This is a genomic window from Pseudomonas sp. RGB (genome assembly GCF_007713445.1).
Lineage (GTDB): Bacteria > Pseudomonadota > Gammaproteobacteria > Pseudomonadales > Pseudomonadaceae > Aquipseudomonas.
The window spans coordinates 145,445-160,357 of record NZ_VMSH01000003.1; the positions used below are offsets into that span (position 1 = coordinate 145,445).

General features: G+C 60.9%; 14 protein-coding genes. 3 read left to right on the top strand and 11 right to left on the bottom strand.

Annotation, left to right across the window (positions count from 1 at the left end):
- Positions 1-306: 306 nt before the first annotated feature.
- The 7 genes from tauD to FPT15_RS07760 all read right to left on the bottom strand — a co-directional run bounded on the left by tauD (position 307) and on the right by FPT15_RS07760 (position 8,516).
- Positions 307-1,143, bottom strand: coding sequence for a taurine dioxygenase (gene tauD / locus FPT15_RS07730; protein ID WP_145159788.1), 837 nt, complete (start codon positions 1,141-1,143; stop codon positions 307-309).
- An 11-nt stretch (positions 1,144-1,154) separates the two neighbouring features.
- Complete coding sequence (tauC, locus tag FPT15_RS07735; protein WP_145159790.1) at positions 1,155-1,991, bottom strand: taurine ABC transporter permease TauC; 837 nt, start codon at positions 1,989-1,991, stop codon at positions 1,155-1,157.
- A complete protein-coding gene (tauB, locus tag FPT15_RS07740) occupies positions 1,988-2,767 on the bottom strand; it encodes a taurine ABC transporter ATP-binding subunit (RefSeq protein ID WP_145159792.1) in 780 nt (259 codons plus the stop codon). Before tauB ends, tauC begins: the two co-directional genes overlap by 4 nt.
- A gap of 18 nt (positions 2,768-2,785) precedes the next feature.
- Entirely contained in the window at positions 2,786-3,763 is a 978-nt protein-coding gene (gene tauA, locus FPT15_RS07745) for a taurine ABC transporter substrate-binding protein (protein WP_145159794.1), read from the bottom strand.
- Positions 3,764-4,010: 247 nt separating this feature from the next.
- Complete coding sequence (gshA, locus tag FPT15_RS07750) at positions 4,011-5,594, bottom strand: glutamate--cysteine ligase (RefSeq protein ID WP_145159796.1); 1,584 nt, start codon at positions 5,592-5,594, stop codon at positions 4,011-4,013.
- A gap of 214 nt (positions 5,595-5,808) precedes the next feature.
- Positions 5,809-6,192, bottom strand: coding sequence for a PaaI family thioesterase (locus FPT15_RS07755; protein ID WP_145159798.1), 384 nt, complete (start codon positions 6,190-6,192; stop codon positions 5,809-5,811).
- A complete protein-coding gene (locus FPT15_RS07760; RefSeq protein WP_119738198.1) occupies positions 6,192-8,516 on the bottom strand; it encodes a Tex family protein in 2,325 nt (774 codons plus the stop codon). The genes FPT15_RS07755 and FPT15_RS07760 overlap by 1 nt, the downstream gene beginning before the upstream one ends.
- 356 nt (positions 8,517-8,872) lie before the next feature.
- Between FPT15_RS07760 and ompR the strand changes: the two genes are divergently transcribed.
- Together ompR and FPT15_RS07770 are read left to right on the top strand one after the other, a co-directional pair.
- On the top strand, positions 8,873-9,613 hold the full coding sequence (gene ompR, locus FPT15_RS07765; protein WP_053255745.1) for a two-component system response regulator OmpR: 741 nt from the start codon (positions 8,873-8,875) through the stop codon (positions 9,611-9,613).
- 116 nt (positions 9,614-9,729) lie between these two features.
- Positions 9,730-11,043, top strand: a complete 1,314-nt coding sequence (locus FPT15_RS07770) for an ATP-binding protein (RefSeq protein WP_145159800.1) — start codon at positions 9,730-9,732, stop codon at positions 11,041-11,043.
- A 143-nt stretch (positions 11,044-11,186) separates the two neighbouring features.
- Here FPT15_RS07770 and rimK read toward each other — a convergent pair whose 3' ends face one another.
- The 3 genes from rimK to FPT15_RS07785 are packed head-to-tail and all read right to left on the bottom strand — an operon-like array spanning position 11,187 to position 13,364.
- Positions 11,187-12,092 carry a 30S ribosomal protein S6--L-glutamate ligase gene (rimK, locus tag FPT15_RS07775; RefSeq protein WP_025855543.1) on the bottom strand — a complete coding sequence of 302 codons (906 nt, stop codon included), beginning with the start codon at positions 12,090-12,092 and terminating at the stop codon, positions 11,187-11,189.
- A complete protein-coding gene (locus FPT15_RS07780; RefSeq protein WP_370004704.1) occupies positions 12,089-12,553 on the bottom strand; it encodes an ATP-dependent zinc protease in 465 nt (154 codons plus the stop codon). The genes rimK and FPT15_RS07780 overlap by 4 nt, the downstream gene beginning before the upstream one ends.
- A 31-nt stretch (positions 12,554-12,584) precedes the next feature.
- Entirely contained in the window at positions 12,585-13,364 is a 780-nt protein-coding gene (locus FPT15_RS07785) for an EAL domain-containing protein (protein WP_145159802.1), read from the bottom strand.
- A gap of 116 nt (positions 13,365-13,480) precedes the next feature.
- Between FPT15_RS07785 and FPT15_RS07790 the strand changes: the two genes are divergently transcribed.
- A complete protein-coding gene (locus FPT15_RS07790; RefSeq protein ID WP_053255749.1) occupies positions 13,481-13,888 on the top strand; it encodes an RNA-binding S4 domain-containing protein in 408 nt (135 codons plus the stop codon).
- 134 nt (positions 13,889-14,022) lie between these two features.
- Here FPT15_RS07790 and FPT15_RS07795 read toward each other — a convergent pair whose 3' ends face one another.
- Complete coding sequence (locus FPT15_RS07795; protein WP_119738193.1) at positions 14,023-14,826, bottom strand: phosphatase PAP2 family protein; 804 nt, start codon at positions 14,824-14,826, stop codon at positions 14,023-14,025.
- Between the last annotated feature and the right edge of the window lie 87 nt (positions 14,827-14,913).

A 14,913-nucleotide genomic window follows, 5' to 3' on the forward strand; every position in this document is an offset into this window, starting at 1 on the left:
CCTCCCACATTTGATGTGCAGTGTGGCGGCTATAGCGGCAAAACCCCAAGAATCGACTCGCCGCTGCGGCCGGTAGTCATCGACCGCTGAATAACCTGATAGCACCGGGTCAATGTGGGAGGGGGCTTGCCCCCGATGACGGTGTCAGCCAGGTGACCAGTTGACTGACCCAGCGCTATCGGGGACAAGTCCCCTCCCACATTTTTGCTCTTCAGCGCGGCAAATTTATTCGCCACGACTCGATCACTGTGGGAGCCGGGCTTGCCCGCGATGGCGGTGGGTCAGTCGATGAATGTGGTGCCTGGCTTAAAAGGGAACGTCGCCCAGAATCGTTGCGCGGTGCATCACCCGCCGTTGTGGCCGGTAGTCATCGACCGCGTAATGCTGGGTCACGCGGTTGTCCCAGAACGCTACGTCATTCTCCTGCCAGCGCCAGCGGATGGTGAATTCTGGCCGTGTCGCATGAGCAAACAACAGCTTGAGAATCGCTTCGCTTTCGGCCGGCTCCAGCTCATTGATCTTGGTGGTAAACCCATCACTGACAAACAGCGACTTGCGCCCACTCACCGGGTGCGTGCGCACTACCGGGTGCGACAGCGGCGGGTTTTTCTTGCGGGTTTCTTCCCAGCGCGCCAGGTCTTCGGCAGTGTTGCCAAAACGCTCCAGCGGGAAGGATTTGGTGAAGTCGTGTGTGGCGGTCAGGCCATCGAGCAAGCGCTTGAGCGGCGCCGACAACGCCTCATACGCCGCAATGCCACTGGCCCACAACGTGTCGCCACCAAACGCCGGCAGCAGCTTGGCGCTGAGCACCGCGCCGAGGGCCGGCGTTGGCAGGAAGGTCACGTCGGTGTGCCATACGGCATTGTCACGCACGTCGGTCACGGCGGTATCCAGGATCAGCACTTCGGGCTGCTCCGGCACGTTGGGGTAAATCGGGTGAATGTGCAGGTCGCCAAAATTTGCCGCGAACCGCGCCTGTTGCTGCGGGGTGACGGCTTGTCCACGGAAGAACAGCACCGAGTGGGTGAGCAACGCCTGCTCGATGGCGTCGCGCTGTTCCAGGTTCAGCGGCTGGGTGATATCGACGCCACTGATCTGGGCGCCCAGGGCGGTGCTTAATGGCGTAACGGTCAGGCTGCTCATGCTCTTCTCACTCAATGTGCCTGGCCATGCCAGGGCACCCATTTACGCTGCAGGGCACGCAGGCCCATTTCCATGGCGAAGGCGATCAGGGCGATCACCAGAATCCCCAGCACCACCACATCGGTGACCAGGAACTGCGCCGCCGACTGCACCATAAAACCCAGGCCGCTGGTGGCCGCAATTAACTCGGCCGCAACCAAGGTCGACCAGCCAACGCCCAGGCCGATGCGCACACCGGTGAGGATGTCGGGCAGGGCGCTCGGCAGGATCACGTGGCGAATCAATTGGGCACGGGTGGCGCCCAACGACTGCGCGGCCCGCAGCTTGGCCGGGTCGACGGTGCGCACGCCGGTCGCGGTGGCGATGGCGATAGGCGCGAAGATCGCGAGGTAAATCAGCAGCACCTTGGACAGCTCGCCGATGCCGCACCAGATCACGATCAGCGGCAGATAAGCCAGCGGTGGAATCGGCCGGTAAAATTCAATCAGCGGATCGAGAATGCCGCGCGCGATGCGGTTGGCACCGATGGCAATGCCGACCGGCACGGCGGTCAGCACCGCAAAACCCAGACCCAGGCCGATGCGCTGCAGGCTCGCGCCCAAGTGCTGCCACAAGGTGGAATCCATGTAGCCGGTGGTCGCCAGCAGCCAGCCTTTTTGCAGCACGGCGGACGGTGGCGGCAGGAACAGCGGTTCGATCAAACCGGTGGCAGTCACCGCCCACCAGAGTGCCAACAAGGCAAACAAAGTGAGCACGCTGATCCAGCGTGTGCTCAGGCTGCGACGCACCGGAATAACGGCGTGAGCCACCGGCTTGGCGGCGGTGGCGGGGAGTTCGTAACTGCTCATGCGGACACCTGCCGTTGCGAGAACACTTTGCCCAGCACGTGCTCGCGGGTTTCGATAAAGCGCGGGTCGGACTTGATCGCACGTGCCGATTCACCGGCGGCGTAGCGCTGGCCGAAGTCCAGGTGCAGACGCTCGACGATCTGGCCCGGGTTGGGCGCCAACAGGACCAAATCGGTGGCGAGGAACACCGCCTCTTCGATGTCGTGGGTAATCAGGAACACCGGCTTGGCCGTGCGCCGCCAGACTTGCAGGAGCAATTCCTGCATCTGTTCGCGGGTGAAGGCATCGAGGGCGCCGAAGGGTTCGTCCATCAGCAGCACACGCGGGTCGGCCGCCAGCGCGCGGGCCAGGCCCACGCGTTGCTTTTGGCCGCCGGAGAGTTGCCAGATACGGCGACTGTCGAAACCGGCGAGGTCGACCAGCGCGAGCATTTCCCGGGCGCGGATTTCGCGCTGGGCCTTGGGCACGCCAGCCAGCTCCAGGCCGAAGCCGACGTTGGCGAGCACGTCTTGCCAGGGCAACAGAGCGTCGTCCTGGAACACCACGCCGCGCTCGGCGCTGGGGCCTTTGACCGGCACGCCATCGAGGGTGATGCGCCCGGCAGAGGGTTCGACGAAACCGGCAATCAGGTTCAACAGCGAGGTCTTGCCACTGCCGGACGGGCCGAGGGCCACCAGCAATTGCTGGGGCCCAAGGTCCAGTGAAATATCAGACAGTACCGGTTCTGTGGCGCCTGGGTACTGTGCGCTGATGCGCTCCAGTTGTAGCAAGGCCATCGCAATGAACTCCTTGAATCAGTGAGTGATGAACTTGGCGCTGACGTAAGGGGCGTAGTCCGGCAGCACGGCGTCGACTTTGCCTTGCTCCTTGAGAAACGCGGCGGTGTCGGTCACAGCCTTCGTGGTCGGGGCGCCCAGCAGGGTCACCTGATCAGCGGCCAGCGGGTAGACGTTGCCTTGCAGCAGCAGTGGGATGTCACTGGCCTTGGCGCCGGAAAGCTTGACCAGCTTGTCGACGTTGCCTGTGTCGGCGAGCCACGCTTGTGGGTCTTTGCGGTACGCGGCGTAGGCGTCCAGCGTGACTTTGGCGAAAGCGGTGACGATTTCCGGGTGTTTCTCGGCGAAGTCTTTGCGCACGATCCACGCATCGAAAGTCGGCGCGCCGAACTTGGCCAGTTCGCCGGAGGTGATCAGCACCTTGCCGTTTTCCTTGGCCACGCCCAGGGCGGGGTCCCACACGTAGGTGGCGTCGATGTCACCGCGCTTCCAGGCGGCGATGATGGCCGGTGGCGCGAGGTTGAGGATGGTCACTTTCGAAGGGTCGATGTTCCAGTGCTTCAGCGCGGCCAACAGGCTGTAGTGGCCGGTGGACACGAACGGCACGGCGATCTTTTTGCCGATCAGGTCCTGCGGGCTGTTGATCCCCGAACCATTGCGCGCCACCAAGGCTTCGGCGCCGCCGATCTGGGTGGCGACGAGGAAGGTTTCCACCGGGACTTTGCGGGTAACAGCAGCGGTCAGCGGGCTGGAACCCAGGTAGCCGATCTGCACGTCGCCGGAGGCGATGGCGGCGATGATGTCGGCGCCATTGTCGAATTTGCGCCAGTCGATCTTGGCGTTAGTGGCTTTTTCGTAAGCGCCGTCGGCCTGGGCGACTTTCGCCGGGTCCACGGTGGTTTGATAAGCGATGGTGACATCTGCCGCCTGGGCAAACAGGCTGGCACCAGCCAGGGACAATGCAGCCAAGAGGCGCAGAGGGGTAAGCAGTTTCAAGGGGAAGCTCCTCAATCAGGCGGCCGAGGGTCGGCGTGTGAGGAGACTAAATGATCTAAGAACTCGAAAATAAATAACGTTTTCGAATTAGCTTATTAGAAGAAGAGTGAACTCAGGTATTCAATCAGATGAGGGCAAATGTGGGAGGGGGCTTGCCCCCGATGGCGGTAGATCAATCACTGATGGGTGACTGACACTCTGCTATCGGGGGCAAGCCCCGCACATGTTGAGCCGGGTTCGGCTTCAGTTAGTTACTGATCGCCAGGATGCTCGCCTGGTACGACCCGACGAACACATCAAAGTCGCCGACCTCGTTCTGCTCCAGTTCCGCCTGTTGCGCCAGCGACGTGCGCGCCAGCTCTTCAAAACGCGCCTGCTCGTCGGCTGGCAGCGGCTCTTTACGGAAATGCTCGGCGTGCACCTCGCTCTGGTGCAGGGAGAATTGCGCAAAGCTTTCCTTGCGCTCGGCCATCGCCGCCAACACTAGGGCCGACGGCGTCAGGGACGGATCCTTGACCTTCGCCAGCTGAGCGTCCAGCGCCTCGCTGTGCTCGGTAATGCCATGGCTCTGATCCAGCAACGCCGCCAACGGCGCAATCTGCTCCAGCAGCTCGGTGGCCCATTCCTTCATATCCACAGGCTGGCCCTGACGCTGCAATTGCAGGCCCGGACGGCGACCTTCCTTGACCACGCTGAGGAAGTTGGAGGTGGCATTGCCGCACTCGTTGTTGGCGAACAGCGGGCTGTCGTTCAGTGCGCAATACAGCAGGAACGCATCGAGGAAGCGCGACTCCGGCAGGTCGATACCCATCGGCAGGAACGGGTTGATGTCCAGGCAACGCACTTCGATGTACTGGATGCCACGGGCCACCAGCGCCTGGATGGGGCGCTCGCCGGTGTAGGTCACGCGCTTGGGGCGAATGTTGGAGTAGTACTCGTTTTCGATCTGCAGGATGTTGGTGTTGAGCTGAACCCACTCACCGTCCTTATGGGTACCGACTTCGACGTAGGGCGCGTAGGGCGTTGCCACCGCTTCGCGCAGGCTGTCGGTGTAGCTGGCCAGATCGTTGTAGCACGGCGTGAGGCCGGCCTGGGCGTTGCTCTGGTAACCCAGGTCGCTCATGCGCAAGCTGGTGGCGTACGGCAGGTACAGCGTGTCGGCGTCCAGCACTTCCAACTGGTGCGAGCGACCGCGCAGGAACCCGGCGTCCAGGGCTGGCGAGGCACCGAACAGGTACATCAGCAGCCAGCTGTAGCGACGGAAGTTACGGATCAATGCAATGTAGGCCGTGGACTGGTAGTCGCGGTCGGTGCCGACGAAACCTTCAGTCTCCTTGAGCAAGGGCCACAACTGCTCCGGCAGGGAAAAGTTGTAGTGAATGCCGGCGATGCACTGCATGGTCTTGCCGTAACGCAGGGCCAGGCCCTTGCGGTAAACGTATTTGAGCTGGCCGATATTGGAGGTGCCGTAGTAGGCAATCGGAATATCTTCCTCGGCCGGCAGCGGGCACGGCATCGACGGGCTCCACAGGTACTCGTTGCCGAGTTTGCTGTAGGCAAAGCGATGGATCTTGTCCAGGCTGCTCAGGGTATCGGCCGGGTTGGGCAGAGCTGGGGTAATAAACTCCAGCAGCGATTCCGAGTAGTCGGTGGTGATCAATTCGTTGGTCAACGCGGCGCCCAGGGCTTCGGGGTGCGGCGTTTGTGCCAGGCGACCCTCACCCGTGACGCGTAGGCATTCGCGCTCGATGCCGTGCAAGCATTGCTCTAGCAGGGAGAGGTGTTCGCGCTTGCCGAGCAGGGCCAGGCGGCGGTTGAGAAGTTCGCTCAAGTTGGATTCCTTCACGCGTCAGTCGCCCCAATATGGGGGTGGGCAGGACGGTCTACAAGGGTGAAGTTAAAACTGGCGTTATCGCCTGGTTTTGAGTCGATTTGACCCGCTTTGAAAAAGCCGACTTCACTCCATGAATTGGGCTATAGCGCAGCAAGAAAATTCCGACGCTGTTGTCGCAGCGCCGAAATTAACTCAAATCGAGGGCGGGGAGCTATAGGACAGCGAATGTGCCTTGTGCTTTTGCGACCAGTTTGTCGTCCTGATACACCTCTGCTTCAACCACCAACGTGCGTCGACCTGCGTGGATAACACGACTGGTGCACAGCACGTCGCCGTCGGACACGGCACGGATATAGTTGATTTTGCACTCGATGGTCGCGCTCTGCTGGTCGAAGCCATGGGAGCTGGAACAGGCCAGCCCCATGGTGATGTCCACCAGGCTGAAAATCGCCCCGCCGTGGAGCTTGCCTGCACGGTTGCGCAGCTGCGGCTCCAGGGTCAGGGCCACCTCGGCAACGCCCTCGTCCAGGCGTTGCAGGCGACAGCCGATCAGCTCGCTGAACGCGCTCTGGGTCAAACCGGCCGGGATTTCCATCAGCGTTTCTTCAACTGTTTGGCGTTGGCGAACAGCGACGCCATCGCGTTGTTGCTAGGCGCTGCGGTGGCGGTTTCTTTGCGCGGTGCGTTGTTCTGCGACTGGCGTGGCGCCGAGCCTGGGCGAGCGCCACGGGCACCGTCGATTTTCTCGCCGGGGGTGTCGCTCATGCGCATCGACAAGCCAACGCGTTTGCGTGGAATGTCGACTTCCATGACCTTGACCTTGACCACATCACCGGCTTTCACCGCTTCGCGAGGGTCTTTGATGAACTTCTCCGAAAGCGCGGAGATATGCACCAAACCGTCCTGATGCACGCCGATGTCCACAAACGCGCCGAAGTTGGTCACGTTGGTGACCACGCCTTCGAGGATCATGCCCAGTTGCAGGTCCTTGAGGTCTTCGACGCCGTCCTGGAACTCGGCGGTCTTGAACTCGGGACGCGGGTCACGGCCAGGTTTTTCCAGCTCTTGCAGAATGTCGGTGATGGTCGGCACGCCGAAGGTTTCGTCGGTGTACTTTTTTGGGTCCAGGCGCTTGAGGAACGCGGCGTCGCCGATCAGCGAGCGGATGTCGCGGTCGGTCTCGGCAGCAATGCGCTGTACCAGCGGGTAGGCTTCCGGGTGAACCGCCGAAGCGTCCAGCGGGTTGTCGCCGTTCATTACGCGTAGGAAGCCGGCGGCCTGTTCAAAGGTTTTTTCGCCCAGGCGTGCGACTTTTTTCAGCGCAGCGCGGGTTTTGAACGCGCCGTTTTCGTCGCGGTGGGTGACGATGTTCTGCGCCAGCGTGGAGTTGAGGCCGGAAATACGGGCCAGCAGCGCGACCGAGGCAGTGTTCACATCCACGCCGACCTTGTTCACGCAGTCTTCCACCACCGCATCCAGACCGCGTGCCAGTTTCAGCTGCGACACGTCGTGCTGGTACTGGCCGACACCGATGGATTTAGGGTCGATCTTCACCAGCTCGGCCAGCGGGTCTTGCAGGCGGCGAGCAATGGAGACGGCGCCACGGATCGATACGTCGAGGTCCGGGAATTCCTTGGAGGCCAGTTCCGACGCCGAGTACACCGACGCGCCGGCCTCGGAGACCATTACCTTGGTCATTTTCATGGCTGGGTATTTTTTGATCAGCTCGGCGGCCAGCTTGTCGGTTTCCCGGCTGGCGGTGCCGTTGCCGATGGCGATCAGGTCCACGGCGTGCTTGGCGCACAGCGCGGCCAGGATGGCGAGGGTCTGGTCCCACTTGTTGTGCGGCACGTGCGGATACACGGTGGCGTGGTCCAGCAGCTTGCCTGTGGCGTCGACCACGGCCACTTTGCAGCCGGTGCGCAGGCCCGGGTCGAGGCCCAGGGTCGCACGCGGGCCGGCCGGCGCGGCCAGCAGCAGGTCGTGCAGGTTGTGGGCGAAAACATTGATCGCTTCGGTTTCGGCGCCGTCGCGCAGCTCGCCGAGCAGGTCGGTTTCCAGGTGGGTGTAAAGCTTGACCTTCCAGGTCCAGCGCACGACTTCACCGAGCCACTTGTCCGCCGGACGGTTCTGATTCTGGATGCCGAATTGTTGACCGATCATGCCTTCGCACGGGTGCATGGTGCCCGGCAGCTCGTCGCCGACCTTCAGCGCGGAGCTGAGAATACCTTCGTTGCGGCCGCGGAAAATGGCCAGTGCGCGGTGCGACGGCATGCTCTTGAGCGGTTCGTCGTGCTCGAAATAGTCGCGGAACTTGGCGCCTTCCTCCTCTTTGCCGGCGATGACGCGGGCGCTGAGGGTGGCTTCCTGTTTCAGGTAGTTACGCAGTTTTTCCAGCAAGTTGGCGTCTTCGGCAAAACGCTCCATGAGGATGTATTTGGCGCCTTCGAGGGCCGCCTTGACGTCGGCGACGCCTTTTTCGGCGTTGATGAAGCGCGCGGCTTCGGTTTCCGGGGTCAGCGACGGGTCGTTGAACAGGCCGTCAGCCAGGTCACCCAGGCCGGCTTCCAGGGCGATCTGGCCCTTGGTGCGGCGCTTCTGTTTGTACGGCAGGTAAAGGTCTTCGAGGCGGGTCTTGGTGTCGGCGAGTTTGATGTCGCGTTCCAGTTGCGGGGTCAGCTTGCCTTGTTCCTCGATGCTGGCGAGGATGCTGATGCGCCGTTCGTCGAGTTCTCGCAGGTAGCGCAAGCGCTCTTCCAGGTGCCGCAGCTGGATGTCGTCGAGGCTGCCGGTCACTTCTTTACGGTAACGGGCGATGAAGGGCACCGTGGAGCCTTCATCCAGTAGAGCGACGGCCGCTTCGACCTGTTGTGGGCGTACGCCGAGTTCCTCGGCGATGCGGCTGTTGATGCTGTCCATAAAACCACCTGAAATTCTGAAAGCAGCTCGCAGGCCCGGAAAACAAGGCGTTGCAAGGCTGGTTGAGCGGCCCGACTGGCGCCGCTACCTGGGTCAAAAGGCAGCCTGTTGACCCTCGAAATCGGAAAATTGCTGCCCGTCGCGGTAAAAAATAGCGAGGCAGCAAGCAGTAAAGTCTGACATTGCTCAGCGCAAAGGCGGCGCATTATAACCAGCGTTCTGCAGCTGGGGGGGATTGCGCCGAAGGTTGCAGGGCGCGCGTTCGCTGGCGGTAGAGGAAAAATCTGCTAACAATGCACACGGTGCGTATAACGGCAGCTACGCCATAATGCGCGCCGAGATAAGAGGAGCATCTAATGAGCAGCACTGCACAAACTGCTGAAGGCGAAAAAATTCTCATCGTTGATGACGATCCGGGGCTGAGCAGCCTGCTGGAGCGTTTTTTCAACTCCAAGGGCTACCGTGCCCGCGCGGTGCCGAACACCGAGCAGATGGACCGCCTGTTGGGGCGCGAAGTGTTCAATCTGGTCGTACTCGACCTGATGCTGCCCGGCGAAGACGGCCTCACCGCCTGCAAACGCCTGCGCGGTGCGAACAACCAGATTCCCATCATCATGCTTACCGCCAAGGGCGATGAGCTGAGCCGCATCAAGGGCCTTGAGCTGGGCGCTGATGATTACCTGGCCAAGCCGTTCAACCCGGACGAGCTGATGGCCCGGGTCAAAGCCGTGTTGCGCCGTCAGGCAGCCCCGGTACCCGGCGCGCCAGGCAGCGAAGACGAAAGCGTCACCTTTGGCGACTATGAACTGTCGCTGGCCACCCGTGAGCTCAAGCGTGGCGAAGAAGTGCACATGCTGACCACCGGTGAGTTCGCCGTGCTAAAGGCCCTGGTGATGAACGCGCGCCAGCCGCTGACGCGCGACAAACTGATGAACCTGGCCCGTGGCCGGGAGTGGGATGCTTTGGAGCGCTCCATCGACGTGCAGATTTCCCGTCTGCGCCGCATGATCGAGCCGGACCCGTCCAAGCCGCGCTATATCCAGACGGTGTGGGGTGTGGGTTATGTGTTCGTGCCGGATGGCACCGCAACCAAGTGACCGATGATTTGCAGGCGCGGGCATCCGGCGTTTGACTCCATGAGAGTCAACGGGATGCCCGGCGTCTGCAATTCTGCGAGCGCCGCTCGTTTCTGCAAGGTGTCCAGCCGTTTCCTATGAAAACCCCGTTGTGGTTCCCGCAAAGTTTCTTTTCACGCACCCTTTGGCTGGTGCTGATCGTCGTTCTGTTTTCCAAGGCACTGACGCTGGTTTATCTGTTGATGAACGAAGACGTGCTGGTGGATCGGCAGTACAGCCACGGCGTCGCCCTGACGCTTCGTGCCTATTGGGCCGTCGATCCCGAAAACCGTGAAAAGGTGGCCAAGGCATCGACGCTGATTAGAGTCGACGGCGCCGGTGTACCTGAAGGCGAGCAGCATTGGCCCTACAGCGAGATTTATCAGCGCCAGATGCAGGCTGAGCTGGGGGACGACACCGAGGTGCGATTGCGCATGCATGTTTCGCCTGCGCTGTGGGTGAGGGCGCCGAGCCTGGGCGACGCGTGGATCAAAGTGCCGCTTTACCCGCATCCGTTGCGGGGACAGAAGATCTGGAACGTGCTGGGCTGGTTCCTGGCGATCGGCCTGCTTTCAACGGCGTCCGCCTGGATTTTCGTGCGCCAGCTCAACCAGCCACTCAAACGCCTGGTCTTTGCCGCGCGCCAACTGGGGCAGGGGCGCAGTGTGCGCCTGCCGGTCAGCGATACGCCCAGTGAGATGACCGAAGTCTACGGCGCCTTCAATCAGATGGCGGAAGACGTGGAACAGGCCGGGCGCGAACGCGAGTTGATGCTGGCGGGCGTGTCCCACGACCTGCGCACACCGTTGACACGGTTGCGATTGTCCCTGGAGTTGATGGGCAACCATAACGACCTCACGGATGACATGGTGCGTGACATCGAAGACATGGACGCGATTCTCGATCAGTTCCTGGCGTTTATCCGTGATGGCCGCGACGAAGTGGTCGAGGAAGTCGACCTGACGGACCTGGTGCGCGAGGTGGTGGCGCCCTACAACCAGAACGGCGAACAGGTGCGCATGCGCCTGGAGCCGATTCAGCCGTTTGCCTTGCGGCGGGTGTCGATGAAACGCCTGCTCAACAACCTCATCGGCAACGCCTTGCACCATGCCGGTTCCGATGTGGAAGTGGCGGCATATGTGTCCGGCGACAGTACTGCGCCTTATGTGGTGTTGAGTGTGATGGACCGCGGTACGGGGATCGACCCGGCGGAACTGGAAGGCATCTTCAACCCTTTCACCCGTGGTGACCGTGCCCGGGGTGGCAAGGGCACAGGCTTGGGGCTGGCGATTGTGCGGCGGATTGCTTCAATGCACGGCGGCAATGTTGAACTGCGCAACCGGCCGGACGGTGGCCTGGAGGCACGGGTGCGCTTGCCGTTGGGGCTGATGCTGCCCAGGGACGCTGTCTAACAAACAACAAAGATCAAAAATGTGGGAGCGGGCTTGCCCGCGAATGCGGTGGACCAGTCAATAAATACATCGACTGACACTCCGTCTTCGCGAGCAAGCCCGCTCCCACATTGTTTTTGCAGGGTGGCAACGCTTGCCGCGTATCAGCCTTTGCCCTTGGTGCGCGTCATATTCGGCCCACCATTCTTTTCCAGATGCTGAATGATGATGCCCGCCACATCCTTGCCGGTGGTGGTTTCAATGCCTTCCAAGCCCGGCGATGAGTTCACTTCCATCACCAGTGGCCCGTGGTTGGAGCGCAGGATATCCACACCCGCTACCGCCAGCCCCATCACTTTGGCCGCCCGCAGCGCGGTCATGCGTTCTTCCGGTGTGATCTTGATCAGGCTGGCGCTGCCGCCACGGTGCAGGTTGGAGCGGAATTCCCCCGGCTTGGCCTGACGTTTCATTGCCGCAATTACCTTGTCACCCACCACGAAGCAGCGGATGTCCGCACCGCCGGCTTCCTTGATGTATTCCTGCACCATGATGTTCTGCTTGAGGCCCATAAATGCCTCGATCACCGATTCGGCAGCGGTCGCGGTTTCGCACAGCACCACGCCGATGCCTTGGGTACCTTCCAGCACCTTGATCACCAGCGGCGCGCCGTTGACCATGTCGATCAGGTCGGGAATGTCATCGGGGGAGTGGGCAAAGCCGGTCACCGGCAGGCCGATACCGCGCCGCGAGAGCAATTGCAATGAGCGCAGTTTGTCGCGCGAGCGGGCAATGGCTACCGATTCATTGAGGGGGAATACGCCCATCATTTCAAACTGTCGCAACACCGCGCAGCCATAAAACGTCACCGAGGCACCGATGCGCGGGATCACCGCATCAAAGCCTTCCAGCGGCTTGCCCCGGTAATGGATCTGCGGCTTGTGGCTGGCAATGTTCATATAGGCACGCAACGTGTCGATCACCACCATTTCGTGGCCACGTTCGGTGCCGGCCTCAACCAGGCGGCGGGTGGAATACAGACGCGGGTTTCGCGACAGCACAGCAATCTTCATGCAGCACCTGGGGCAGAAATAGTAGAGACCGGGAACACCGGCTTGTCTTGAACGTACTTGACGCCTGGACTGACCACCAAGTGGCCGTCAATCAGCGCCTTGGAGCCCAGCAACAGGCGGTAACGCATGGCCTTGCGACAGGCGAGAGTGAACTCCACTCGCCACACCCGATCACCCAGCGCGAGGGTGGTGCTGATCACATAGCGCACCTGCGCATGGCCGTTGGAGCTCTTGATGGTTTTCATCGTCACCACCGGCGCCTCGCAGCGGCGGTGACGCAGTTGCACCACGCTGCCCAGGTGCGCGGTAAAGCGCACCCACTTCTCACCGTCGCGCTCAAATGGCTCGATATCGGTGGCGTGCAGGCTCGAGGTACTGGCACCGGTGTCGATCTTTGCGCGCAGGCCAGCCACTCCCAAGTCGGGAAGTGCCACCCACTCACGCAGACCCACAACGGTCAAATGGTCAAATGTCTTCAATATGGGTAACCGATCAGTTCGCCCAGGCCTGTGGTGAAACCTTGGCCAGGGCTTTGAATGCAGGCTTGGCGAACCAGTAACCCTGCATCAGAAATATTCCGCAGTCGGACAGGAAGTCGCGCTCGCCGGCACTTTCGATGCCTTCGGCAATGACAGTAACGCCCAACTGCTCACAGATTGTGACAATCCCCTGGACGATTACCTGACGGACACGATCCTTGTCGACATCGCGAATCAGCGCCATGTCGAGTTTGATCAGGTCAGGTTGGAAATCGGCCAGCAGGTTCAGCCCCGAATAGCCCGCACCGAAATCGTCGATGGCGGTCTTGAAGCCGAATTCGCGGTATTCACGCAGAATATTGGTCAAATGGCGATAGTTATCTACGTGCTCGCTTTCCAGCGTTTCAAAAATCAGCTGGTTCAGCGGAAAGTTGTGCGCGCGGGCCGCCTCCAGGGTGCTGCGAATACACAGCTCGGGCCGGTACACGGCATTGGGCATGAAATTGATCGAAAGATGGGTTTGCATACCCAAGGCAGCGGCCCCGGCAATCGCTTGGGTACGACACCGCTGGTCAAAGCGGTAACGGTTGCTTGCGTTGACCTGGCCCAGCACCGACAGCGCGCCTTCGCCTTGCGGGCCTCGCACCAACGCTTCGTGGGCGAAGATCGAATGGTCTCGAAGATCTACGATAGGCTGATAGGCGAACGCGAAATCGAAACCCAGGGGTTCGCTTTGCTGGCAACCCACGCAACGCTGGTTTGGCGAGGTGAGTGAAATGGGGAAGTCGGTCACGGCGTATCCTCGCAAAAACAGGGTGGTGCCTGGCGTATCTTAGGTGAGCGTTGGGGTTTATGCGTCGAAGGGCTTCAACGGTAAAGTTGCGACATTTTTCAGAGCGAGGAATTCAAGTGGCTCAAAAGCAGGAAGAGGAAGAAAAAGTCCGTTTGGACAAGTGGCTGTGGGCAGCGCGCTTCTTTAAAACCCGTGCCCTGGCCAAAGCCGCTATCGAAAGTGGCAAAGTGCACCATCGCGGTGAACGCTGCAAGCCGGGCAAGGAGCCGCGCGTCGGTGATGAGCTGCAGATTCGGGCTGGGTTTGATGAGAAGACCGTCGTGGTGCAAGCCTTGTCCGTTGTGCGCCGCGGCGCGCCCGAAGCGCAGGCGTTGTACACCGAAACCGAGGCCAGTATCGCCAAACGCGAAAACGCGGCCGCCATGCGCAAGGCCGGGGCTACCGGTATGACGACCGATGGCAAGCCGAGCAAGAAGCAGCGTCGCGATTTGTTCAAGTTTCGCGGCAGTGGTAATGATGATTGATAGCGCACATCTCCAGGTCAATGGAGATCAAATGTGGGAGCTGGCTTGCCTGCGATAGCGTCAGGCCAGCCAGCCTTTCCGTCACTGACCCACCGCTATCGCAGGCAAGCCAGCTCTCACATGCATCTACTTCGTCAGGCGGCAGTGCGTATGACGCTCAATCGCCCGATCACCGGCAGCTTACCGAGCAAACCGAAGATTGGCGCCGTCAGTCGCAGCAACCCATTCGACACCTTCGCCGCAAACGGCGTGTAATACCCCCATCCCAGCGCCAACAGGGCCAGCAATACCCCGCCGATATAGTCGTCTTGCCCCCAGTGCGCGCCGGCTACCAGCCGCGGCATCATGAACAACAGGGCCAAGCCCCAAATCACCAGCACCTGGCCGATGCGTTTGGCAAACACCGTCATGAACATGCCCCAGATCAGCAATACCGACGCGTGATCGCCGGGGAAGCTCTGGCTCGAACGGTCCTTCAACTCCCAGGTTTTTTCCAGACCAGGGAAGTAGTCACTCATATGAATCGCCCCGCTGATCACCATCGACGGGCTGCTGTGCTGCCAGCCCATCTGCGCCGCGAGTTTGGAAAACAGCATGCGGATGAACAGCAACAGCAGCAGAATCCCGAAAAAGCCGAAAAATGCCTGGCGCACTTCAATCGCCTTGAACACCCAATCTCCGCGAATCAGCAACGTCAGCAAAATCACGCCGACCACCGCGTCAAATGGTCGCAGACTGGCCACGGCCCACACATGCAGCCAGGTCGAATGACTCGCCAGCGGGTCATTGAGCAGGTGAAACAGCCATTCGTCGAAAATCACACACAGCATCTGGCCCGTGGGCCACAGCCAAAAACACAGCAGTCCGATAGCGAGTAGATTGCACAGTGCCCATCGCCGGAGGTTCCACTTGGCTTGGAACAAACCCGGATTGTTCATAAACTGTTCCTCTTCGCTCTATTTAGCTCTCCGTTTCCAGGAGAAAGCCGCACCAAGATGGTGCTAAAGCGTTTAATTTTATAAACC

Coding starts and splice junctions, on each gene's coding strand:
- tauD (WP_145159788.1), bottom strand. CDS start 1,143: ATGAGCAGCCTGACCGTTACGCCATTAAGCACCGCCCTGGGCGCCCAG.
- tauC (WP_145159790.1), bottom strand. CDS start 1,991: ATGAGCAGTTACGAACTCCCCGCCACCGCCGCCAAGCCGGTGGCTCAC.
- tauB (WP_145159792.1), bottom strand. CDS start 2,767: ATGGCCTTGCTACAACTGGAGCGCATCAGCGCACAGTACCCAGGCGCC.
- FPT15_RS07755 (WP_145159798.1), bottom strand. CDS start 6,192: ATGGAAATCCCGGCCGGTTTGACCCAGAGCGCGTTCAGCGAGCTGATC.
- FPT15_RS07760 (WP_119738198.1), bottom strand. CDS start 8,516: ATGGACAGCATCAACAGCCGCATCGCCGAGGAACTCGGCGTACGCCCA.
- ompR (WP_053255745.1), top strand. CDS start 8,873: ATGAGCAGCACTGCACAAACTGCTGAAGGCGAAAAAATTCTCATCGTT.
- FPT15_RS07770 (WP_145159800.1), top strand. CDS start 9,730: ATGAAAACCCCGTTGTGGTTCCCGCAAAGTTTCTTTTCACGCACCCTT.
- rimK (WP_025855543.1), bottom strand. CDS start 12,092: ATGAAGATTGCTGTGCTGTCGCGAAACCCGCGTCTGTATTCCACCCGC.
- FPT15_RS07795 (WP_119738193.1), bottom strand. CDS start 14,826: ATGAACAATCCGGGTTTGTTCCAAGCCAAGTGGAACCTCCGGCGATGG.